Origin of the sequence: Pseudomonas sp. TWR1-1-3 (assembly GCF_049896805.1) — a bacterium.
GTDB classification, from domain to species: Bacteria; Pseudomonadota; Gammaproteobacteria; order Pseudomonadales; family Pseudomonadaceae; genus Aquipseudomonas; species Aquipseudomonas bubulae.
The window spans coordinates 293229-316653 of the sequence record NZ_JAFCUZ010000004.1 but is presented as its reverse complement, the minus strand read 5'-3'; the positions used below and the strand labels follow the sequence as shown (position 1 = coordinate 316653).

General features: G+C 60.0%; 18 protein-coding genes. 4 read left to right on the top strand and 14 right to left on the bottom strand.

The window, feature by feature from the left end:
• The first annotated feature begins 2 nt into the window (after positions 1–2).
• A complete protein-coding gene (locus ACP7BE_RS17090) occupies positions 3–3068 on the top strand; it encodes an efflux RND transporter permease subunit (protein WP_095001292.1) in 3066 nt (1021 codons plus the stop codon).
• Positions 3069–3135: 67 nt separating this feature from the next.
• Here ACP7BE_RS17090 and ACP7BE_RS17085 read toward each other — a convergent pair whose 3' ends face one another.
• From ACP7BE_RS17085 to plsB, 3 genes are all read right to left on the bottom strand, one after another.
• Positions 3136–3534, bottom strand: a complete 399-nt coding sequence (locus ACP7BE_RS17085) for a YbaY family lipoprotein (protein ID WP_095001293.1) — start codon at positions 3532–3534, stop codon at positions 3136–3138.
• Positions 3535–3658: 124 nt separating this feature from the next.
• Positions 3659–3835, bottom strand: coding sequence for a hypothetical protein (locus ACP7BE_RS17080; RefSeq protein WP_153328079.1), 177 nt, complete (start codon positions 3833–3835; stop codon positions 3659–3661).
• A 123-nt stretch (positions 3836–3958) separates the two neighbouring features.
• On the bottom strand, positions 3959–6457 hold the full coding sequence (gene plsB, locus ACP7BE_RS17075; protein ID WP_095018176.1) for a glycerol-3-phosphate 1-O-acyltransferase PlsB: 2499 nt from the start codon (positions 6455–6457) through the stop codon (positions 3959–3961).
• A gap of 239 nt (positions 6458–6696) precedes the next feature.
• Here plsB and ACP7BE_RS17070 point away from each other — a divergent pair, with 239 nt between their 5' ends.
• Positions 6697–6906 carry a cold shock domain-containing protein gene (locus ACP7BE_RS17070; RefSeq protein ID WP_095001295.1) on the top strand — a complete coding sequence of 70 codons (210 nt, stop codon included), beginning with the start codon at positions 6697–6699 and terminating at the stop codon, positions 6904–6906.
• Between the two features lie 127 nt (positions 6907–7033).
• Here ACP7BE_RS17070 and ACP7BE_RS17065 read toward each other — a convergent pair whose 3' ends face one another.
• The 4 genes from ACP7BE_RS17065 to ACP7BE_RS17050 all read right to left on the bottom strand — a co-directional run bounded on the left by ACP7BE_RS17065 (position 7034) and on the right by ACP7BE_RS17050 (position 12139).
• A complete protein-coding gene (locus tag ACP7BE_RS17065; RefSeq protein ID WP_095001296.1) occupies positions 7034–7411 on the bottom strand; it encodes a hypothetical protein in 378 nt (125 codons plus the stop codon).
• An 80-nt stretch (positions 7412–7491) separates the two neighbouring features.
• A complete protein-coding gene (locus tag ACP7BE_RS17060) occupies positions 7492–8301 on the bottom strand; it encodes a putative RNA methyltransferase (RefSeq protein ID WP_095018175.1) in 810 nt (269 codons plus the stop codon).
• Complete coding sequence (gene dapE, locus ACP7BE_RS17055; RefSeq protein ID WP_095001298.1) at positions 8301–9452, bottom strand: succinyl-diaminopimelate desuccinylase; 1152 nt, start codon at positions 9450–9452, stop codon at positions 8301–8303. The genes ACP7BE_RS17060 and dapE overlap by 1 nt, the downstream gene beginning before the upstream one ends.
• A 95-nt stretch (positions 9453–9547) precedes the next feature.
• Entirely contained in the window at positions 9548–12139 is a 2592-nt protein-coding gene (locus ACP7BE_RS17050) for a glycosyltransferase (RefSeq protein WP_095001299.1), read from the bottom strand.
• Positions 12140–12415: 276 nt separating this feature from the next.
• On the opposite strand from ACP7BE_RS17050, the gene tcdA reads away from it, so the two are divergent.
• Complete coding sequence (gene tcdA / locus ACP7BE_RS17045) at positions 12416–13234, top strand: tRNA cyclic N6-threonylcarbamoyladenosine(37) synthase TcdA (RefSeq protein WP_095001300.1); 819 nt, start codon at positions 12416–12418, stop codon at positions 13232–13234.
• A 121-nt stretch (positions 13235–13355) separates the two neighbouring features.
• Here tcdA and ACP7BE_RS17040 read toward each other — a convergent pair whose 3' ends face one another.
• The 4 genes from ACP7BE_RS17040 to ACP7BE_RS17025 are packed head-to-tail and all read right to left on the bottom strand — an operon-like array spanning position 13356 to position 16453.
• Complete coding sequence (locus ACP7BE_RS17040; protein ID WP_095001301.1) at positions 13356–13760, bottom strand: SufE family protein; 405 nt, start codon at positions 13758–13760, stop codon at positions 13356–13358.
• On the bottom strand, positions 13757–14962 hold the full coding sequence (locus ACP7BE_RS17035; protein WP_095001302.1) for an aminotransferase class V-fold PLP-dependent enzyme: 1206 nt from the start codon (positions 14960–14962) through the stop codon (positions 13757–13759). The genes ACP7BE_RS17040 and ACP7BE_RS17035 overlap by 4 nt, the downstream gene beginning before the upstream one ends.
• A gap of 58 nt (positions 14963–15020) precedes the next feature.
• Positions 15021–16055, bottom strand: coding sequence for a 2,3,4,5-tetrahydropyridine-2,6-dicarboxylate N-succinyltransferase (dapD, locus tag ACP7BE_RS17030; RefSeq protein WP_095001303.1), 1035 nt, complete (start codon positions 16053–16055; stop codon positions 15021–15023).
• Positions 16056–16090: 35 nt separating this feature from the next.
• Positions 16091–16453: an ArsC family reductase gene (locus ACP7BE_RS17025; RefSeq protein ID WP_095001396.1), complete on the bottom strand. Its 363-nt coding sequence runs from the start codon at positions 16451–16453 to the stop codon at positions 16091–16093.
• 229 nt (positions 16454–16682) lie between these two features.
• Here ACP7BE_RS17025 and ACP7BE_RS17020 point away from each other — a divergent pair, with 229 nt between their 5' ends.
• Positions 16683–18329, top strand: a complete 1647-nt coding sequence (locus ACP7BE_RS17020) for a Na+/H+ antiporter (RefSeq protein ID WP_095001304.1) — start codon at positions 16683–16685, stop codon at positions 18327–18329.
• Between the two features lie 105 nt (positions 18330–18434).
• Here ACP7BE_RS17020 and dapC read toward each other — a convergent pair whose 3' ends face one another.
• From dapC to map, 3 genes are read right to left on the bottom strand one after another with little or no spacing between them, the layout of a single operon-like run.
• Positions 18435–19634: a succinyldiaminopimelate transaminase gene (gene dapC / locus ACP7BE_RS17015; protein ID WP_095001305.1), complete on the bottom strand. Its 1200-nt coding sequence runs from the start codon at positions 19632–19634 to the stop codon at positions 18435–18437.
• Positions 19635–19660: 26 nt separating this feature from the next.
• Complete coding sequence (locus tag ACP7BE_RS17010; RefSeq protein ID WP_095001306.1) at positions 19661–22363, bottom strand: [protein-PII] uridylyltransferase; 2703 nt, start codon at positions 22361–22363, stop codon at positions 19661–19663.
• Positions 22364–22418: 55 nt separating this feature from the next.
• On the bottom strand, positions 22419–23273 hold the full coding sequence (map, locus tag ACP7BE_RS17005; RefSeq protein WP_095001307.1) for a type I methionyl aminopeptidase: 855 nt from the start codon (positions 23271–23273) through the stop codon (positions 22419–22421).
• Positions 23274–23425 lie beyond the last annotated feature (152 nt).

Genomic DNA, 23425 nt, shown 5'->3' with positions numbered 1-23425 from the left:
CCATGGGTTTCAACCTGTCTGCATGGGCATTGCGTAATCGCCAGATCGTCCTGTTTCTGATGCTGTTGCTGGCAATCGTTGGCGGTCTTTCTTACACCAAATTAGGGCAAAGCGAAGACCCGCCGTTTACCTTCAAGGCGATGGTAATCCGCACCCTGTGGCCGGGCGCCACGGCTGAAGAAGTCTCGCGTCAGGTCACCGAGCGAATCGAGAAGAAACTGATGGAAACCGGCGAGTACGAGCGCATTGTCTCGTTCTCGCGCCCGGGTGAATCGCAAGTGACCTTTATGGCCCGCGATTCGATGCATTCCGACCAGATCCCCGAGCTGTGGTATCAGGTACGCAAAAAGATCAGTGATATCCGCTACACCTTGCCACCGGATGTTCAGGGGCCGTTCTTCAACGATGAATTTGGCACGACCTTTGGCAATATCTACAGCCTGAGCGGCGAAGGTTACGACTACGCGGTACTCAAGGACTACGCTGACCGTATCCAGATCCAGCTACAGCGGGTCAAGGATGTGGGCAAGGTCGAGTTGCTGGGCCTGCAGGACGAAAAAATCTGGATCGAACTGTCCAACCTCAAGCTGGCGACCCTGGGTTTGCCGCTGGCGGCCGTGCAAAAAGCCCTTGAAGAGCAAAACGCAGTATCGACGGCGGGCTTCTTCGAAACCCCGACCGAGCGCGTGCAATTGCGTGTGAGCGGTAACTTCAAGACGGTCGAAGAGATCGAGCGCTTCCCCATTCGCGTAGGCGAGCGCACCTTGCGCATCAGCGACGTGGCGGATGTGCGTCGCGGTTTTAATGATCCTCCGGCACCGCGCATGCGCTTTATGGGCCAGGACGCGATTGGCCTGGCCGTGGCGATGAAGGACGGTGGCGATATTCTGGTGCTGGGCAAGGCACTGGACACCGAGTTTGAGCGGATCCAGAAAAACCTTCCGGCGGGGATGCAGCTGGGCAAAGTGTCAGACCAGCCTGCGGCGGTGAAAACCAGCGTTGGTGAGTTTGTGCAGGTGCTGGTCGAAGCACTGGTCATCGTTTTGCTGGTGAGTTTTTTCTCCCTGGGTGTGCGTACCGGCATGGTGGTGGCGCTGACCATTCCGCTGGTGCTGGCCATGACCTTTGCCGCCATGCATTACTTTGGCATCGGCCTGCACAAGATCTCGCTGGGCGCGTTGGTACTGGCGCTGGGCCTGCTGGTCGACGACGCGATCATTGCCGTGGAAATGATGGCGATCAAAATGGAGCAGGGCTACGACCGGCTCAAGGCCGCCAGCTTTGCCTGGACCAGCACCGCGTTCCCGATGCTCACCGGTACGCTGATAACGGCTGCGGGCTTTTTGCCGATTGCCATGGCGCAGTCGAGCACCGGCGAATACACCCGCTCGATTTTCCAGGTGGTGACCATTGCCCTGCTGGCGTCGTGGGTGGCTGCGGTGGTGTTTGTGCCGTATTTGGGCGCGCTGTTGTTACCGGACCTGGCGAAGATTCATGCGGCCAAACACGGCACAGGGGCTGGCGTGCCTGACCCCTATGCAACGCCATTTTACCAGCGCGTACGGCGGTTGGTGGAGTGGTGCGTGACCCGGCGCAAAACCGTGATTGCCCTGACCGCGTTGGTGTTTATAGGCTCGGTGGTGCTGTTCAAGTTTGTTCCGCAGCAGTTCTTCCCGGCGTCCAGCCGACTGGAGCTGATGGTCGATATGAAGCTGGCCGAGGGTGCTTCGTTGAGCAACACCACCGACCAGGTCAAGCAGCTCGAGGCACTGCTCAAGGATCACCCGGGCATCGAGAACTATGTGGCTTACGCAGGCACCGGTTCGCCCCGCTATTACCTGCCACTGGATCAGCAACTGCCCGCGGCGAGCTTTGCCCAGTTTGTGGTGTTGGCCAAGACCATCGAGGACCGGGAAAGCCTGCGCACCTGGTTGATCGACACGCTCAATGAACAGTTCCCGACGATACGCTCGCGGGTGACGCGTCTGGAAAACGGCCCGCCTGTGGGCTATCCGGTGCAGTTTCGGGTGACCGGCGAGCATATCGAAGAGGTACGGGCGCTGGCGCGCAAGGTCGCAGCCCAGGTGCGGGGCAACCCCCATGTGGTTAACGTGCACCTGGACTGGGAAGAGCCAAGCAAGGTGGTCAACCTCAATATCGATCAGGACCGGGCGCGTGCCCTGGGGGTGAGTACGGCCAACCTGTCGCGCTTCTTGCAAAGTACCTTGCTGGGCTCGACGGTCAGCCAGTACCGCGAAGATAACGAGTTGATCGAAATTCTGCTGCGCGGCACAGCCCAGGAACGTACCGAACTGGCGCTGCTGCCGAGCCTGGCGGTACCGACCGATAATGGCCAGAGCGTTGCCCTGTCGCAGATTGCGACCCTGGAGTACGGCTTTGAAGAAGGCATTATCTGGCACCGCAATCGTCTGCCGACCGTGACGGTGCGGGCGGATATTTACGGCAAGGAGCAACCGGCGACCCTGGTGCAGCAGATTCTGCCGACCCTGGAAGGTGTGCGTGCCGAGCTGCCAGATGGCTATCTGCTGGAAGTGGGTGGCACGGTGGAAGACTCCACCCGCGGCCAGGACTCGGTGAAGGCCGGCGTACCTCTGTTTATCGTGGTAGTGCTGACGTTGCTGATGGTACAGCTGCGCAGTTTCTCGCGCATGGTGATGGTATTCCTGACGGCGCCTTTGGGTTTGATCGGGGTGACATTGTTCCTGTTGTTGTTTGGCAAGCCGTTCGGTTTTGTGGCGATGCTGGGCACCATTGCGTTGTCGGGGATGATCATGCGCAACTCGGTGATCCTGGTGGATCAGATCGAGCAGGACAAGGCGGCGGGGCTGGACCCGTGGCGGGCGGTGATTGAAGCGACGGTGCGGCGGTTCCGGCCGATTGTGCTGACCGCGCTGGCGGCGGTACTGGCGATGATTCCACTGTCACGCAGCGTGTTCTTCGGGCCGATGGCGGTGGCCATTATGGGCGGGTTGATCGTGGCGACTGTGCTGACGTTGCTGTTCTTGCCTGCGTTGTATGCGGCTTGGTTCAAGGTGAAGAAGGTCTAGGAGCCAAAGCCCCTCACCCCAACCCTCTCCCTTCGGGAGAGGGTTGGGGTGAGGGCGAGCCTGCGGATTAGCGAATCTGATCCACGCGCACACGGATCGGCTGCTGGGTCTTGGCCGTCAGGTCGACACTGTTGCGCTCGGTGTTGATAAACAGCAACTGGCCGTTCTCTTCAATCCGCGCGCTGATTGCGTAGGTGTGGCCGGGTTTGATTTGCGCCGGGTCATAGGTCAGGTGGAAAGGCAGTGGCACCTGGCCTTTTACCGGGCCGCTCTGTTTGGCCAGTGTTACTGCTGGCGCGTCGGCCAGAGACACATCCTGCAGGCTCACTTCCAGTGTAGCGGTAGGTGGCAGGGCGATACGTTGCAGGTAGAACACTTCACCGTCGAGGGACGCTTGCGGGGTCGAGGTCATGGAACTACAGGCTCCCAGCAGGGCGGTCAGGCTCAGTAAAAGTAACTTTTTCATAGGGCAGACTCCGTTTCTTTTCCTGTGTAAGACATTTCACACTGGAGAATGGAAGGGATTCTAGCAATGAACTTGCCTTTGAAGCGGCAAACCTGTGCCTGACAACCGCTGCTGTTTCAGTGGGTTATTCAGTCAGAGGTTCATCCTGGGATTCGTCAGGGGGGTTGTTGTGGCTGGCGGGTTGGATGCCGTTGCCACCGTGGACGCTGCCATCGGGATTCTGAACATGCCAGGGCGTGCCAGCATTACCCCTGGTTTCAGGAGAGGGGTGTTCGGAGGGGGTTTTGTTGTCTTGGGTCATTTCCAGACTTCCTTATCGTTGGTTTGCTTTGGATGTGTGCCGAAATCTTCGGCACACATCCAAGGCTAGTCGCGGATTGGAAGGCTGAAACCGGTTGAGACGTTTCAACTCAACTTTGCAGGATTATCCCACGCTCTCGGAAATATCCGCGGCATCTTCACTGCGGTGCAATGCCACCTGGCGAATAGACAGGCGGATTTCCGCAGGCAACACGCGCTTGGCGGCCCCTTCAGCCAGTTCACCGAGCAGTTCGTGGTAGCTCAGCTTGCCATTGCTATCGCGGCGCAACACGTCCTCTTCAAGCAAGGTCTGGATAAAGTGCCGGAACAGGCTCTTGTCGAAGAATTCCGGGGCGTTGAGCCCATGCAGAATCGACAGGCGCTGGGCCATCATGGTGCACAGGTCTTCCAGTTCTTCGGCGCTCAGGGTGTTCTGGCCGCTGTTGAGCAGCAGGGATATGGCCATGTAAAAGCGCTGCAGGGTTTGCGCAATGCTTTTGGACAGCAGCGTCAGCAATACAAAGTGTCGCGAGCTTGGCGCAGGGCGCAGGTACACGTCTTTTTCGAACCGCAGCAACCCTTGCTCGACAAAGGCTTCAAGCCATTGATCGACCACTCCGTCGAGTTCTTGCTCGGACCAGCGGATAAACAGTTCCGATTGCAGGTACGGATACAGCGCATGGGTGTAGCGCAGGATCTGTTCGCGGCTCATGCGCGAAGTGCTCTGGAAGAAGCTGGCGAGTAAAGATGGCAAGGCAAAGATATGCATCACGTTGTTGCGGTAATAAGTCATCAGTACCGCGTTCTGCTCATCCAGATAGAGGATCTTGCCCAGCGCATCGCTTTGCTCGGCCAGCAGATTCATGTCTTTGACATGCTTGATCAGCGCCGGGCCATCGCCTTCGGGCAAGGTGGTGTACGGCGAGTAAGGCACACGGCGCAGCAGGGCCAGATAGAGGTCCAGTACCCGGGCCATGGCTTGCTCATCCAGGGCCAGGCGGGTAGTGGACAGCAAGGCCAGTGCCACCAGGTTTACCGGGTTGATGGCCGCCGCTTCATTCAGATGCCGGGCAACCTTTTCTCCCAGGCGGTTGGTGGTCTGGCTCAGCCATTCAGGGCGGTAGGACGGTGCAAGCTCCTGCTGACGCCAGCCCGGCTGCTCCTGCTCAAGAAACTCGGCCAGCTTGATCGGCTCGCCGAAGTTGACTGCGACCTGACCGAACTTCTGTTTTTTCAGCGCACCGATCACTTTGAAAATGTCAAAAATCGACTCTTTTTTCTTGCTGGCGCCGCGCAACTCACCCAGGTAGGTGCGGCCTTCAAGAACCCGTTCGTAACCGATGTATACGGGTACGAACACGATCGGCGTGCGTGATGAACGCAGGAAACTGCGCACGGTGATGGCCAGCATCCCGGTTTTCGGTTGCAGCATGCGTCCGGTGCGCGAGCGGCCACCTTCGACGAAGTACTCAACCGGGAAACCCTTGGTGAACAGGGTGTGCATGTATTCGTTGAACACCGAGGTGTACAACGGGTTGCCCTTGAAGGTGCGGCGCATGAAAAATGCCCCGCCACGGCGTAGCAGCGGGCCCAGCACCGGCATGTTCAGGTTGATCCCGGCGGCAATGTGCGGCGGGGTCAGGCCGTTGCGAAACAGCAGATAGGACAGCAGCAGGTAGTCGATATGGCTGCGGTGGCACGGCACATAAATGATCTCATGGCCCTGGGCGACCTTTTGCACGCTCTCGATCTGGTTGACCTTGACCCCATCGTAAATCTTGTTCCAGAACCAGCTCAGCAGTACTTCAAAAAAACGGATCGCGGTGTAGGTGTAGTCCGAGGCGATTTCATTGGCGTAGCGCAGCGCAAGGGCACGGGCCTTGTCGGGTGAAATATTCTCGCGCTCGGCTTCATCGAGAATCGCCTGGCGCACGGAAGGCTCGTTGACCAGGCCCTTTACCAGCGTACGCCGGTGCGACAGGTCGGGGCCGATGGTCGAGATTTTCAGGTTGCGAAAGTGCACCCGTAAAATGCGCTGGGCCATGCGCACGGTGCGTTCGTGGCCCTTGTTGAGGTCGACCAGCTCTCGCATATGGATAGGGGCCGAGAACTGCACGCGGGTTTTACGGCCCAGAATCAGGATGCGCAGCATGCGCCGCAAACGCCCGGTCACGGCCCAGCTGTCGGCGAACAGCAGTTTCCAGGGGCTGGACTCGCTGTCGGGGGACTGGCCCCAGAATACGCTGACCGGGATGATTTGCGCGTCTTCCCCCGGGTGCTGGCTCAAGCCGTCAACCAGTCGGGTCAATACCGGCGGTGCGCCACGCTTGTCCTGACGCCCCAGCCAGTCCGGCTCGGGGGTCAGGTAGAAGAAGGCAGCTGGCTCTATCATCTCGCCTACGGCAACTGGCAGCACCGGGCGCGGCAGGCCGGCTTTGGAGCACTCGGCGTCGACAACGGCCAGCTCGGTCAGCGAGGGCGATTGCAGTACATAGAACACCGGTCGGCTGCGATCCAGGTTCAGGGTCAGCGAAGACTGGTTGATGGTCTCCGAGCGCACCCACAGGTACAGCAAGCGACGCAGGGCGCCAAATACAAGGCGGCGGAATGGGGAGGGGGTCATACGGCTTCTGCGTTAGTGAATTAAACGAGCGTTTACTCGGTCGGGTAGTTTGCAGTATCAGCGCAAAATCGGCAAAAAAGCGCTGAACTAATATTGATTGAGTGTTTTTTTGCCTGACCTATACTCGGTGGTCTTTCGCGATACTGCGTCAGACAGAGTTTTGCAGAGTCAGGTTCAAACGATAGTTCTCAAAGGGCCAGTTAACGAGCCCGATCAATAATAAAAAGGGGGGATGTTCCATGACTGCACGTGTAACGGGCAATGTGAAGTGGTTTAACGACGCAAAGGGCTACGGCTTTATCCAGTGCGAAGACGGGGCTGATGTGTTTGTGCATTACCGTGCCATTCGCGGTGAAGGCCATCGCAGCCTGGCCGAAGGTCAGCAGGTCGAATACACCCAGGTCTCGGGCGCCAAGGGCCTGCAGGCCGAGGATGTAGTGGGGTTGTAAGGCACTGCTTGCCCTCCCTGTGGGAGCGGGCTTGCTCGCGATTGCATCAGCGCATGTGCACATAGACACCGCGTCGGTCGCATCGCAGGCAAGCCAGCTCCCACAAGGGATCTATGGCCGGTCCGAATCAGGAACCGGTTTTCCAGGTGATTTCTTCCTGGCCGTCTTCGCTGATGCGGATCCAGCGATCGGCGTCTGCCTCGCCCTGTTCTTCAACCCAGCTGCCCGGCGCGCAGCGCACTTCGATGTGCAATGCCTCAAAAGCAGCCTTGGCGCAGGCGATGTCGTCTTCCCACGGCGTCTGGTCACTGTCCAGGTACAGGCTATTCCATTTGCCTACAGCTTTTGGCATCCAGGTTACGGGCACGTTGCCGGCCATGCACTTCCAGGTTTCGCCTTTCTTTTTCCATTCCGTGCACGGTCCCAGCACGTTTGCCAGCCAGGCTTCGACGTCTTTGTAAGTGACGGCTTCTTTCAGGTAAATCTCGATATCGGGTTGGCGCATGGATGTCCTCACTGCGTGTCTGAAAAATCCATTCGCGGATTAGTCGGGCCAAGGGCATCTGCCCCTGGCCGTAAAATGGGTTATTGAAGTACGAAGTAATCGTAGCGCATCGACACGGTCACCACTAAAGGCTCGGGGTGCTCGATGACCTCGGCGCGCCGCTCGGCACTGGCACGCCAGCCGTGAGGGGTCATGGCCAGCAGGTTGGCGCGATCCTGGGGTTCGCTCAGGCTGAGGGTGAACTCCAGTGTTTCGCTGTGCTGTAGCGACATGCCTTCGGGCACCAGGGCCAGATGCTTGTCGTCGGCGTAATCCCGGACTTCGTCGTACAGGCGTTCGCGCAATTCCATCAAGTGACCGCGGGTCGGGCCTACACGCATCAGGCCGCCACCGGGGGTGAGCAGGCGCTTGGCTTCGAGCCAGTCCAGCGGGCTGAACACACTGGCCAGGAACTGGCAGCTGGCGTCAGCCAGTGGCACGCGGGCCATGCTGGCGATCAACCAGGTCAGTTGCGGGCTGCGTTTACAGGCACGCTTGACCGCTTCGCGGGAGATATCCAGCGCGTAGCCATCGGCGTTGGGCAGCGCGTCGGCGATTTGCGCGGTGTAGTAACCCTCGCCACAGCCGATGTCGAGCCAGCGCTGCGGCGCGCGTTCGGCGGCCAGTTCGGCCAGGCGTTTGGCCACAGGGGCGTAATGCCCGGCGTTTAGAAAGTCGCGGCGGGCTTCAACCATAGCCTGGTTGTCGCCTGGGTCACGGCTGTTCTTGTGTTGCACCGGCAGCAGGTTCAGGTAGCCCTGGCGGGCACGGTCAAAGCGATGGCCGGCAGGGCACACCACACCATTGTCTGCCGCGTTGAGCGGCTCGGAGCAGATCGGGCAGGCGAGCATCAGGCGAGCAACTTGATCAGGGTCTGATAGTAGATTTCGGTCAGCACGTCGAGATCGCTGGCCAGCACCCGTTCGTTGACCTGGTGAATGGTCGCGTTGACCGGCCCCAGCTCTACCACCTGGGTGCCCAGGGTCGCGATAAAGCGACCGTCGGATGTGCCACCGCTGGTGGAAGCCTTGGTTTCGCGACCGGTCACCTGCTTGATGCTCGACGACACGGCATCCAGCAGCGCCCCCGGCTCGGTCAGGAACGGCAGGCCGGACAGCGCCCAGTCGATGTGCCAGTCCAGGCCGTGCTTGTCCAGGATGTCCGCGACGCGCTTTTGCAGGCCCTCAACGGTGGACTCGGTGGAGAAGCGGAAGTTGAACACTGCAACCAGATCACCCGGGATGACGTTGGTCGCGCCTGTGCCTGAGTTGAGGTTGGAAATCTGGAAGCTGGTTGGCGGGAAAAAGGCATTGCCGTTGTCCCAATGCTCGGCGGCCAGCTCGGTCAGCGCAGGCACGGCCAGATGAATCGGGTTCTTGGCCAGATGCGGGTAGGCCACATGGCCTTGAACGCCGCGAACGGTGAGCTTGGCCCCCAGAGAACCGCGACGGCCGTTCTTGACCACATCACCCACCAGGGAAGTGCTCGACGGCTCGCCGACGATGCACCAGTCCAGACGCTCGTTACGTGCGGCGAAACGTTCGATCACGGCCTTGGTGCCGTGATGGGCCGGGCCTTCTTCGTCACTGGTGATCAAAAATGCGACCTTGCCCTTGTGGTCCGGGTAGTCGCAGACAAAGCGTTCAGCGGCCACCAGCATGGCTGCCAGGCTGCCTTTCATGTCGGCCGCGCCACGGCCGCAGAGCATGCCGTGCTCATCGATCAGCGCGTCGAACGGGTCGTTCTGCCAGGCCTGTACCGGGCCGGTCGGTACCACGTCAGTGTGGCCGGCGAAGCACAGCACCGGGCCTTCGTGTTTGCCGTGGGTGGCCCAGAAGTTGTCGACGTCTTCGATGCGCATCGGCTCAAGCATGAAGCCGGCATCGCCCAGGCGCTGCATCATCAGCTTCTGGCAGTCAGCGTCGATCGGCGTCACGGAAGGGCGACGGATCAGATCGCAGGCGAGTTGCAGGGTCGGCGAAAGGTCGGCGTGGGCCGTCATGGTAGGGACTCCGAAGCGGGACACAAGGCACAAAAGGGCGGTTATCTTAAAGCAAAACGGCGGCCAGAGGCCGCCGTTTAGTGGTTGCAGTCGATTTATGCAGCGGGTTGCTCTTGTGCTTCTTCGACCGGTTTAGGCAACGAAGACATAAAGGCCATGATCAGCGCTGCCAGATACGGCAACGATTGCACCAGCAGCATCACCACCCAGAAACGCATGTCGTTGCTCGGCAGGCCTTGTACGAAGAAAATCCCCACAGCCGCGCCCCAGAGCAGCAGCATGATGAACACCTCTTCGCGGGCTTCCGAGATCGCTACCCAAAAGCCGTGGTTATCGGCGTTTTTAGGCGTCCGGAAGAACGGGATGCTGGTGGTGAAGAACCCGTACAGCACGGCTTTGGCGATGGTGTGGGACAACGCCAGCCCGGCCAGTGCCGCGGCGAAGGCGTCCTTGAGGTTGACCCCCACTGCACGGCGGTACAGGAAAATGATCTTGCCCACCTTGAACACAAATAGCGCCAGTGGCGGAATGGCGAAAATCAACAGTGGCGGGTCGACCCGCGTTGGCACGATGATCATCGCCGCCGACCACAACAGGGCACCGACAGTGAAGAAAATATTCATGCCGTCGGCCACCCATGGCAACCAGCCTGCGAGGAAGTGATAGCGCTGGCCACGGGTCAGCTCCGTGTCTTTGCCCAGCAACAGGCTGGAGGTGTGACGCTTGATAATCTGAATCGCACCGTAGGCCCAGCGGAATCGCTGTTTCTTGAAGTCGATAAAGGTATCGGGCATCAGGCCCTTGCCATAGCTGTTGTGGGAATACGCGGCGGAATACCCTTTTTCAAATACCCGCAGGCCCAGCTCGGCGTCTTCACAGATGCACCAGTCTGCCCAGCCCAGTTCTTCGAGCACTGAACGGCGGGTCATGGTCATGGTGCCGTGCTGAATGATCGCATCGCGGTCGTTACGGGTGACCATGCCGATATGGAAAAAGCCCTTGTATTCGGAGTAGCAGAGCTTTTTGAAGGTGCTTTCGTTCTGGTCGCGGTAGTCCTGTGGCGATTGCACGATGGCGATTTTCGGGTCGGCAAAGTGCGGCACCATATGCTTGAGCCAGTTGCGGTCCACGCAGTAATCAGAGTCGATCACGGCAATCACTTCGGCATCCGGCGCGGTATGCGGGATCAGGTAGTTCAGCGCGCCGCCCTTGAAACCGGCCAGGGGCGCGACGTGGAAGAACTTGAAGCGCGGGCCGAGGGTGGCGCAGTAATCGCGCACCGGCTCCCAGACTGCCGGGTCCTTGGTGTTGTTGTCGATGATCAACACTTCGAAATCGGGGTAGTCGAGGTTGGCCAGGGCGTCGAGGGTCTGTTTGACCATCTCCGGCGGCTCGTTGTAGCACGGCACATGGATCGAGACTTTCGGACGGTAGGCATCGTCGGCTTCTACCGGTAAAAACTCCCTTCGCCGCTTGCGAATCCATACTGCTTCGGCCAGTTCATGGGCCTCGGTGAGCAGCACGATAAACACCCCGAGCGCACCTAAGCCAAGCAGAAAGCCCACAGTCAGGCTGAACCAGGTGCTGTATTGCTGGCTGTAGTCATAGGCGATCCACACCAGCACCGAGCCGCAGAGGAAAGCGGTAAAGGTCAGGAAGGTGCGGCCACGCTGGCGCAGGGCGGAACCGTCGATCAGCAGCAGTGCCAGCGACAGCAGGCCCATGACCACCGAGCCGATGGCCAGTACGCGCCACTGTGGAATCGCCACCACCGGCCCCTCAAAATTGAATTTTTGCTGGCGGGCAGCGTTGTACACGCCCCAGTACGCGCCCACTGAACCTTCGTCGCTGGCCTTCCACGGCTGGTCGAAGGCTTCGATCACAAAATAGTTGTAGCCCCGGCGGTTGAGGGTATTGACCAACGTACGCAGATAAATCGCCTGGTCGGCCGGGGTAGCGTCAGCGCCACCGCGCATGCGGCCATTGCTCGGCCAGCCAACTTCCGACAGCAGCAGCGGTTTTTTCGGGAACATTTTTTTCAGGTCGCGGGCACGGTCCAGGACGAATTCGCCGGCCTTGTCCACCGGGATAAATTCCCAGTAGGGCAGGATGTGCGCGGCGATCAGGTCAACGTGCTTGGCCAGTTGCGGGTACTTTTCCCAAATATGCCATTGCTCGGACGTGGTGACCGGCACCTTGACCGCGGCGCGCACCCGATCCAGCAGCACGATCAGGTCTTCGGGCGTGATTTCTTCGCGGAACAGGGCTTCGTTGCCCACCACAACCCGCACCACGCTGCGTGAGTTGTTGGCCAGCTCGATGGCTTTCTGGATTTCCCGCTCGTTGCGCTCCAGATCAGGGCTGATCCAGATCCCGATGGTCACGCGCAGGCCGAATTCTTCGGCCAGCTTGGGAATGTCGCCCAGGGTGCCGTCAACCGAGTAAGTCCGGATGTTGTCGGTCAGCTTGCTGATGATTTCCAGGTCGCGACGCATTTCGTCGTCGGTCGGGTACTGGTCTTTCTGTGGGTACTGGCCTTGCTGGAACGGCGAGTACGAAAAACCGGAGATTTGCTCGGGCCAGTTGGGCGCAGAGACCGGGCGATTGATCAGCGCCCAGAAGCCTGTGAAGAGCGCGGCGATGGCCAGGACCACCACCAGATTGAGTCCAAATTTACGCGATGACATAACTATTTCGGGTTCCAAAGGGAGTGGAACGAAGATCGGTCGGCGGGTGCCAAACGGCGCGCATCCTACACTGTGCTTTGACCAATCGTATAGCGGACGGAATTGAGTCGGGCGTTTGGCACTTACAGCCGACTTAAGTTCTTTCTTTATTAGTTGTAGCTCTTATCTTCTTCCGTAGCAGGCTATTAAAGCAGGCTTGGTCGCATAGCTTGTAGGAAAGATACTCAATGCAATGTAAGAACCCTATAATGCGCGCCGGTTTTTGGGGTGTTGGTCATGAGTACAGAAGATCCACGTTTTGCCGGTGTAGCCCGGTTATATGGGCTGGAAGGCCTTGAACGACTGAAGGCGGCGCATGTGGCGATCGTCGGTGTAGGCGGCGTCGGGTCGTGGGCAGCGGAAGCGATTGCGCGCTGCGGCGTCGGCGAAATTTCGCTGTTTGATCTGGATGACGTGTGCGTCAGCAACAGCAACCGCCAGTTACACGCCTTGAGTACGACCATTGGTCGGGACAAGGTTGAGGTGATGGCCGAACGCCTGCGTCAGATCAATCCTGACTGCAAGGTTCATGAGGTGGCCGATTTCGTGACGCGCGAAACCATGGCCGACTACATCACCCCCGATATTGATTGCGTGATCGACTGCATCGACAGTGTGAATGCCAAGGCGGCGCTGATTGCCTGGTGCAAGCGGCGCAAGATACAGATCATCACCACCGGTGGCGCGGGCGGGCAAATTGACCCGACGCTGATTCAGGTCTGTGACTTGAACCGTACCTTCAATGACCCTCTGGCCTCCAAGGTGCGTTCGACCTTGCGTCGCGATTATGGATTTTCGCGCACCATGACCCGTCACTACAGCGTGCCGTGTGTGTTCTCCACCGAGCAGCTGCGCTACCCCAAGCCGGACGGCAGCATTTGCCTGCAGAAGAGTTTTGTCGGTGACGGGGTGAAGCTGGACTGTGCTGGCGGGTTTGGCGCAGTGATGATGGTGACGGCCACCTTCGGCATGGTGGCGGCGACCAAGGCGGTGGACAAGATCGTGGCGGGCGTGCGCCGGCCTTCGGAGAAGGTAAAGCCTGCACCACAGGAATAAGGCTCGCCTCGGACCTGGCCTGTGGGAGCGGCCTTGCTCGCGATAGCACCGGCGCGGTGTTTCAGATAAACCGAATCGCCCGCATCGCGAGCAAGCCCGCTCCCACAGGGGGCGGCAATGGTCAGGCTGCCAATTCCCGCATCCGCACCAGCACCGCATTGAGCCCATTGCTGCGCGATGGCGACAACTGCCGGCTAAGCCCCAATTGTTCGAACCATCCCGGCAAATCGACCTGCAGCAGCTCTTGCGTGGTCAAGCCGTTCACCCGCACCAGTAGCAACGCCACCAGCCCGCGAATCAGTCGCGCTTCACTGCTGGCCGCAAACTGCCATTGGCCATCGACCTGTTTGCCCACCAGCCACATCTGGCTTTCACAGCCATGCACCCGGTTGGCGTCGGTTTTGTCGGCCTCGCTGAGTTCCGGCAATCGCTGGCCCCATTGCATCAGCAGGCGTGCACGCTGTTCCCAGCCGGTGCAATGCTCAAAGCTGTCGAGCGCCGCCTGGGCGTCGGCGGGCAGGGTCATTGCAGCAACTCCAGCGCCTGATCGAGGGCGAGGAAAAAACGCTCCAGATCTTCTGAGTCATTGTACAGCGCCAGCGAAACACGGATGGCACCAGCCAGACCAAGGCTTTTAAGCAGTGGCATGGCGCAATGATGCCCGGCGCGAACGGCAATCCCCTGTTCGGTCAGCAGATGGGCCAGATCGGCGTTGTGGACGCCCTCGACTACAAAACTGACCAGGGCCAGTTGCGGGGCGCCCAGCAGACGAATGCCCTGGCGCTGCTGCAAACCCTCGACGAGCAATCGGTGCAGTGCTGTTTCGTGGGCCTGGACTGCGCCCTGGTTGAGGTTGGCCAGATAGTTGAGGGTTGCCCCCAGTCCGATCACGCTGGCAATCGGCGGGGTACCAGCCTCAAATCCCAGCGGTGCCGGGCGAAAGGTGGCGTGCTGATAGTCGGCGTCCTGCACCATCTCGCCGCCAAACTGCCAGTGTTGCAAGCGGGCCAGGGCTTCATGACGGCCAAACAGCACGCCCAGCCCGTCGGGGCCATAGAGCTTGTGGGCGGAAAACACATAGAAGTCACAACCCAGCGCCTGAACGTCCTGGCGACCGTGGACAACACCCTGGGCGCCGTCAACCACGGTCAGTGCATTCTGTGCCCTGGCCAGCGCCAACAGTTCGGGCAGGGGCTGCCACACACCAAGGACGTTGGATAACTGGCTCACGGCCAACAGGCGGGTGCGCGGGGTGATCAGGCGTGCGGCGGCCACGAGGTCGATCACGCCGTCGGCATCCAGTGGCAGTACCACCAGGGCCAGCTTTTTACGCTTTGCAAGTTGCTGCCACGGCAGCAAGTTGGCGTGATGTTCCAGGGCGCTGATAACGATTTCATCGCCCGTATTGAATTGGTGCTCCAGGCCGTAGGCCAGAAGGTTCAGCGCTGACGTGGCGCCGTGGGTGAACACGATTTGCCCGCACTCGCCGGCATTGAGCCATTGCGTCACTTTGTGGCGGGTGTTTTCGAATGCCTGGGTCGCGTGGGCGCCCGGCAGATGTTGGGCCCTGTGTACATTGGCTGCGCCGTTGGCGTAGTAATGCGTCAGTGCGTCGAGCAGGGCTTGGGGTTTTTGCGTGGTAGCAGCGCTGTCCAGATACGTCTGGTCCTGACGTTGCAAGGCGGCGATGGCGGGAAAGTCAGCGCGCCAGGGAGAAGGCAAAAGCATGGTGTTCGGGCTCTGTTGACGAGGCCGGAAGCCGGCCCCGTCAGTTGCAGACAGACGCTTAGTTGTGAGCGTGCAGTGCTTCGTTCAGCTCGATGGCCGACTTGTGGGTTTTGCATTCCACAGCGCCGGTTTCCGAGTTGCGGCGGAACAACAGGTCAGGCTGGCCAGCCAGGTCACGGGCCTTGACCACTTTGACCAGCTGGTTGTTTTCGTCCAGCAGGGCCACTTTGGTACCTGCCGTCACGTACAGGCCGGACTCAACGGTGTTGCGGTCACCCAGCGGGATGCCGATACCGGCGTTGGCGCCGATCAGGCAGCCTTCGCCGACCTTGATCACGATGTTGCCACCACCCGACAGCGTGCCCATGGTCGAGCAACCGCCGCCCAGGTCCGAACCTTTGCCGACAAACACGCCTGCCGATACACGGCCTTCGATCATGCCCGGGCCTTCGGTACCAGCGTTGAAGTTGACGAAACCTTCGTGCATCACGGTGGTGCCTTCGCCGACGTAGGCGCCCAGGCGGATACGCGCCGCATCAGCGATGCGCACACCGGCCGGAACCACGTAGTCGGTCATTTTCGGGAACTTGTCGACCGAGAACACTTCCAGCAGATCGCCACGCAGGCGCGCTTCGAGTTGACGCTCGGCCAGTTCGCCCAGATCGATGGCGCCCTGGCTGGTCCATGCCACGTTTGGCAGCAGCGGGAACACGCCCGCCAGGCTCAGGCCGTGGGGCTTGACCAGGCGATGGGACAGCAGGTGCAGCTTGAGGTAGGCCTCTGGTGTCGAGGTCAGAGTGGCGTCTTCGGCCAGCAGGGTGGCAACCAGCGGCTTGTGGCTTTCGGCCAGGCGGGTCAGCAGGGCAGCCTGGGCGGCGTCGACCGGTTTGGCGGCTTCAGCCATCTGTGCGGCTTGGGCGGTAGTAAAGGTGATTGCCTGATTGCCACCGGTGTAGCCCAGAATCGGTGCGATGGCTGCAATCAGCTCGGCCGATGGATTGACCAGGGGTTGTGCGTAGAACACTTCCAGCCATGCGCCTTGGCGGTTTTGGGTGCCGACGCCGAAGGCTGCGCTGAACAGGGTAGTAGACATGCAATTACCTCTTACAAAAATAAATGGGCGGGCGCTTACAGAAGGGCCGCCGCATAAAGATCTGGCTTGAAGCCAATCAGGGTTTTGTCACCGAGATCGAGCACCGGGCGCTTGATCATCGAGGGTTGGGCGAGCATCAGTTCAATGGCTTTGGCTTGGTCGAGATCGGCTTTGCGTTCGTCGTCGAGCTTGCGAAAGGTTGTACCGGCGCGGTTGAGCACCACTTCCCAGCCGTGCTCATTGCACCAGCGGGTCAGGTGTTCACGGTCAATGCCGCTGCTTTTGTAGTCATGGAAATCGTAGTGCACTGCATGTTCATCGAGCCAGGTGCGAGCCTTTTTCATGGTGTCGCAGGCTTTGATGCCGAAAAGGTGCAACGTCTTGCTTGAATCGGTCACGGAAATTGCCCCCCCTTTGGAGATGCGGTAAATGAGCAGTCGCGGATTATGCCATGCGCAGCGCCCTTGGGCGTGATTGGCTGCGAGCTTGGCACAGACTTGTGACATGTCGTCGCACTGCTACTTTTGTTCAGGCTCGGCTTTTACGGTTAGACGCTACTATGGAGCGCAATGGGAAATTGTTGCTATTTATTTAGTTTAAAACTGATCGTTCGGGAACTCTGCTGATATGCAAACCGCCTATACCGTCCTTATCCTGCTGATGCTGGTGGGGATTTCGCGTCTGTTGGGGCGTGTCATACCTCTGCCTTTGCCGCTGGTGCAGATTGCCGCCGGTGCCGTACTGGCCTGGCCGACACTGGGCCTGCATGTGGCGCTGGAACCTGAGCTGTTCCTGTTTCTGTTCTTGCCGCCGCTGCTGTTCTCGGATGGCTGGCGCATGCCCAAGCGTGAGTTCTGGCGCCTGCGCGGGCCGATTCTGACCCTGGCAGTAGGGCTGGTTTTGTTTACGGTGGTGGGTGCGGGTTATTTCATCCATTGGCTGTTGCCGACCATCCCCTTGCCGGTGGCATTTGCCCTGGCAGCAGTACTGTCACCCACTGATGCGGTGGCGGTATCGGCCATTGCACAGAATCGCTTGCCCGCACCCTTGATGCACATGCTGCAAGGCGAGGCGCTGATGAATGACGCCACGGGCCTGGTGACCTTCAAGTTCGCCCTGGTGGCTGCCATTACCGGGGTGTTTTCCCTGGCCAATGCTAGCCTGACCTTCATCTTGGTGGCCTGTGGCGGGCTGGCCATTGGCGTCGCCCTGAGCTGGCTGGTGGGGCGTTTGCGCGCGTGGATGATCGCCCGCGGCTGGGATGACCCGGCCACCCATGTGGTGTTTATGTTGCTGCTGCCTTTTGCTGCCTATGTACTGGCCGAACGCTTGGGTGCTTCGGGCATCCTGTCGGCGGTGGCGGCGGGGATGATGCAGAGCTGGCTGGACCTGTTGCCGCGTCAGACCAGCACCCGCCTGCTTAATCGCAGTGTGTGGTCGCTGCTGGAGTTTGCCTTCAACGGGTTGATCTTTTTGCTGTTGGGCTTGCAATTGCCGGACATCATCAAGGCGGTGGTCAGCCACGAAACGACTCTGTGGCCGACCTTGATGTATCGCTGCCTGGATGTGGTGGCGATTTTCCTGGTGCTGCTGGCGCTGCGCTTCATCTGGGTGCAGAGCATCTGGCGGCTGTCCGGCCTGTTGCGCCGCTGGCGTGGCAAGGGCGAGCTGACGATGGTGCCGACAGCCCGCTCCTGCTGGCTGCTGACCGTGGGCGGGGTACGCGGTGCGGTGACCCTGGCGGGCGTGATGTCGGTACCGCTGCTGGTCAGCGAGGGTTTGAATTTTCCTGAGCGTGATTTGCTGATCTTTATTGCTGCCGGGGTGATCTTGCTATCGCTGGTGGCGGCCTGCATTGCCTTGCCGGTGTTGTTGCGCGGTATTCCAAAAAGCCCGGACGATGCCATGCGCAAAGAAGTGCGCGAAGCCTGGCGGCGCACCGCAGAAGCGGCGATTCACGCGCTGGAAGCAGAAGAGGTGGTGGAGGCCGATGGTCAGCAGGATGCGGCCCAGGCGGCTCTGGCGGCTGAGCTAAAGGCGCGGATCATGTCTGAGTACCGTCATCAGCTTGAGGTGTACAACGACTCGGCGGAGGCCCAGGCACTGGCTTCGCAAATGGACCAGCTGGAAAGCCGCTTGCGGCTCAAGGCGCTGCGGGCGCAGCGGCTGGAACTGTACAGCTTGCGCCGCCATCACGAAATCGGCGACGACGCCCTGAGCGAAATCCTCAAGGACCTGGACTTGAGCGAGGCCAACCTGGGAACGGTGAAATAACCCAGCTTTATGTGGGAGCGGGCTTGCTCGCGATGGCATCGCAGCGGTTCGTCTGGCAGACCGCATCGCTTGCATCGCGAGCAAGCCCGCTCCCACAGGGGCGGTTTAGCCGCGGCGCTGGATAAAGTCGCGGATCCGCCCGGCGGCTTCCACGCATTCGGCCAGTGGCGCAACCAGGGCCATGCGTACGCGACCAGCGCCGGGGTTGAAACCGTCTACTTCGCGGGACAGATAAGAGCCCGGCACTACGGTGACGTGCTCTTGGGCAAACAGGTCGCGGCAGAATTCGGCGTCGTCGCCTTCAACCCTGGGCCACAGGTAGAAGCCGCCATCCGGGCGCTGCACATCCAGTACCGGGGTTAAAATCTCCAACACCGCATCAAACTTCTCGCGATACAGGTCACGGTTGCTACGTACGTGGTCTTCGTCGTTCCAGGCGGCAATGCTTGCCAGCTGGGTTTGTACCGGCATTGCGCAGCCATGGTACGTGCGGTACAGCAGGAACGCCTTGAGGATGTCGGCATCGCCGGCCACAAAACCGGAACGCAAACCCGGCAGGTTGGAGCGCTTGGACAGGCTGTGGAACACCACGCAACGCTTGAAGTCTTCACGGCCCAGGGCCACACAGGCGCTGAGCAGGCCGACCGGTGGTGTCTTCTCGTCGAAGTACAGCTCGCTGTAGCACTCGTCTGCGGCGATCACGAAGTCGTGTTCGTCGGCCAGTGCGATCAGTTTTTTCAGGGTTTCAAGCGGGATCAGCGCACCGGTCGGGTTACCCGGCGAGCACAGGAACAGGATCTGGCAGCGTTTCCAGGTGTCGACGGATACGGCGTCGAAATCCGGGTTGAACCCATGCTCGGCCAGGCACGGCAGGTAGTGCGGCTGAGCGCCTGCCAGGAAGGCAGCCCCTTCATAGATCTGGTAGAACGGGTTCGGGCTCACCACCAGAGCGTCGTCACCACGGTTGACCACGGTCTGGGTGAAGGCAAACAGGGCTTCACGGGTGCCGTTGACCGGCAGGATATTGCGCGCCGGGTCAAGCCAGCCTTTTGGCACGTTGAAACGACGCTCGGCCCAGTCGGCGATAGCTTCGCGCAGCGCCGGGATGCCCAGGGTGGTCGGGTAGACCGCCATCTGGTCGAGGTTGTCAGCCAGTGCCTTGGCCACGAAGTCCGGCGAGCGGTGCTTGGGTTCGCCAATCGACAGCGCGATCGGGCGCTTGTCGGCGTTGGGCTGCACGCTGCCAAGCAGGGCGCGCAATTTTTCGAACGGGTAAGGCTGCAGCTGGTTTAGAGCGTTGTTCATGGGGTGCGGGTCTCACTCGGCGGCGGTTAAATGCTCAGGCGCCACGGTTCTGGGGTTGAATCCTGGTTGACCGTCAGTTGCTCGACGATCGCTTCCTGCAAACGCATGCACAGCTGCGGGTCGGACAGCGGCTGGTTGTTTGCATCGGTAATGAAAAAGACGTCTTCGACGCGTTCACCCAGGGTGGCAATCTTGGCGTTCTGCAGCGACAGATCAAACTCCAGAAAGATCATTCCGATGCGAGCCAGCAGGCCCGGGCGGTCGGGGGCGCTGAGCTCCAGCACGGTCACCGGGCGCTGGGCGTCGTTATGGATCGTGACCTGGGGCGCAAAGGCAAAGTGCTTGAGCTGGCGCGGCACGCGGCGCTGGATGATGGTCGGGTAGTCGTCCGGGTTGCGCAGGGCTTCGGTCAGCCCCTTGCGGATTTTTTCGATACGCGCCGGGTTGTTACCAATCGAGCCGCCATCGTTGTCGAGCACGATATAGGTGTCGAGGGTGAACTGACTGCTGGAGGTGATAATGCGTGCGTCATGGATGTTCAGGTTGAGCTGGTCCATGGCGGCCACTGTCACGGCGAAGAAGTCGTGCTGGTCGGGTGCATAGATGAAGATCTGCGTGCCGCCCTCGAACTCGCGCTGGGTGGTTTCCTTGATCAGCACCAGCGGGCCGCCATCGGCAGGCTGCTGCAGGATGGCTTCGGTATGCAGGGCCACGTCGGCAGAGGAGTGTCGCAGGAAATAGTCGTCGCCCAACTGTGACCAGAGCTGTTCCACGTCATCCTGGTCGGTACCCCCGCGCACCAGAATATCCAGCGCCGCACTTTGCGTCTGGCGGATCTGTTCTTCGCGGTCCACCGGGTTTTCCAGGCCTCTACGCAAGGCACGCTTGGTCTCGGTGTAGAGCTGGCGCAACAGGCTGGCGCGCCAGGAGTTCCACAGCGTCGGGTTGGTGGCGTTGATATCGGCGACAGTCAGCACATAGAGGTAGTCGAGGTGGGTTTCGTCCACCACAATCTGGGCAAAATCATGGATGACCTGCGGGTCGGACAGGTCCTTGCGCTGGGCGGTGGTGGACATCACCAGGTGGTTTTGTACCAGCCACACGATCAGGCGCGTGTCCCACTGCGGCAACTGATGACGTATGCAGAACGCTTCTGCATCCACGGCACCGATTTCGGAATGGTCGCCGTGGCGGCCCTTGCCGATATCGTGGTACAGCCCGGCCAGGTAGATAAGCTCGGGCTTGGGCAGTTTGGCCATCAACTTGCTGGCGAGCGGGAATTTCTCCGATACCTGGGTGTATTGCAGTTTACGCAGGTGTTTGATCAGGTTCAGGGTGTGGGCATCGACCGTATAAATGTGGAACAGGTCATGCTGCATTTGCCCGACGATAAAACCAAACTCGGGCAGGTAACGGCCCAGGATGCCGTAACGGTTCATCCGGCGCAGGTTGCGGTGGATGCCGATCTTGCACTTGAACAGTTCGATAAACAGGCTGGTGTTGCGGATGTCTTTGCGGAAATCTTCGTCGATCAGGTAGCGATGTTCGCGTAGCAGGCGGATGGTATCGGCCCTCACGCCCTTGATCTCGGGGTGCTGTGCCATCAGCAGGAAGATTTCCAGCATGGCGAAGGGGGTGCGCTTGAACACGTGGTCGCTGGTGGCTTCGATATAGCCATCGTGCAACTGGAAGCGCGAGTTCAACGGGGTTGGTGGCGCTTCGTCCTCGGGGGCGAGAATCACTTCTTCGAAGTGCTGGATGATCAGGTCGCTGAGCTGGGCAATGCTCATGACCACCCGGTAGTACTGCTGCATGAAATTTTCGATGGTCTGCTTGGCGTCTTCGCCGGCAAAGCCGAGCAGTTCGCCGATGCTGCGCTGGTGGTCGAACAGCAGACGGTCTTCGGCACGCCCGGCAAGCATGTGCAGGGCGTAGCGCACCTTCCACAAAAATTCCTGGGACGAGGCCAGCAGGGCGTGCTCGCTTTCTACCAGAAAGCCTTCGCCGGCAAGGGCGCGCAAATTCAGGGTGCCGTACTGGCGGCGGGCTACCCACAAAATGGTCTGGATATCGCGCAGGCCGCCGGGCGAACCCTTGACGTTAGGCTCCAGGTTGTACTCGGTGTCGTTGTACTTGTGGTGGCGGGCCTTTTGCTCGGCGCGCTTGGCCAGGAAAAACTCCTTGCTGGGCCACATGTGGGCGGTGCTGGTGACGTCCAGCATGCGCTGGCGCAAATGCTCGGGGCCCGCCACGGTACGGCTTTCCATCAAGTTGGTGATGATGGTCAGGTCGGCGCGGGCCTGCTCTGCGCATTCATCCACCGAGCGCACGCTCTGACCTACTTCCAGGCCTATGTCCCATAGAAGTGTCAGAAAACGCTCAATGGAATCACGGAAAACTTCGTGATCTGCGTTGTCCAGCAGGATCAGCAAATCGATATCGGAATAAGGGTGCAACTCGCCGCGGCCATAGCCGCCGACGGCGACCAGCGCGATGTCGGCCTCAGCGCTCCAGCTGAACTGGTCCCACGCCTGTTGCAGGATGTTGTCGACGAACCATGCACGGTCTTCGATCAGGCGGCGAATATCACGCCCCTTTTTGAAGCGTTCGTCGAGTACCTCCCGAGCCTGGCGGATCGCCTTTTTGAAAGCGGCAATGGGGCTCGCCTTTAATGCCAGCTCGGCCTGGAACTGGCCGCGGTCAAAAAGTTCTGGATCCACCTGCGGCATCGATTGGCATTCCTGTGCTGGGTTTTACGGGCTAAACGGTGAAAACACGCAAGTTTCAGGCCGAAACGCGGGGGATGGTGTCATCGCTGCGCAGGGTGAAAATTTCGTAACCGGTGTCGGTGACCAGCAGGGTGTGTTCCCACTGGGCAGACAGCTTGCGGTCCTTGGTGATGGCGGTCCAGCCGTCGCCCAGCACCTTGGTGTCGGCCTTGCCCTGATTGATCATCGGCTCGATGGTGAAGGTCATGCCGGCCTTGAGCTCCATACCTGTGCCAGCGCGGCCGTAGTGCAGGATCTGCGGCTCTTCGTGGAATACCTTGCCGATACCGTGGCCGCAGAACTCGCGTACTACAGAAAAACCGTTCTTTTCAGCGTGCTTCTGGATCACTTCGCCGATATCGCCCAGGCGGCAGCCCGGTTTAACGATTTCGATAGCCTTGTACATGCATTCCTGGGTCACTTGCGACAGGCGCTCGGCCCATACCGGAACCTTGCCGACGTGGAACATGCGGCTGGTGTCGCCGTGGTAGCCGTCCTTGATCACGGTGACGTCGATGTTCAGGGTGTCGCCGTCCTTCAATACCTTGTCGCCCGGGATGCCGTGGCATACCACGTGATTGATCGAGGTGCAGATCGACTTGGGAAAGCCTTTATAGTTGAGCGGGGCAGGGATGGCCTTTTGCACATTGACGATATAGTCATGGCAGATGCGATCCAGCTCTTCAGTGGTGACGCCGGGTTTTACGTACTCGGCGATCATTTCCAGGACTTCGGCGGCCAGTTTGCCGGCGATACGCATTTTTGCGATGTCCTCTGGGGTTTTGAGGGTGACGGTCATTCGGGCTCTCTTCGCGCGTTGGCGCTCATCATCAGGATTGCGGGCGTGCTGTGAATCGCGGCACGCCGTCATAAAAGTACGATTCTAACAGACGGTCGGCGTTAGTCGTGGGCCTGTAGCCATCGCTTCTATTAATAGATAGGAGCATCCTGGTTCTATTCCAAGGCCCCGCGCGAATAAGGTAAGCGGCCGAAGCCCGCGCTTTTGATTTTTTCGCCCTTCGT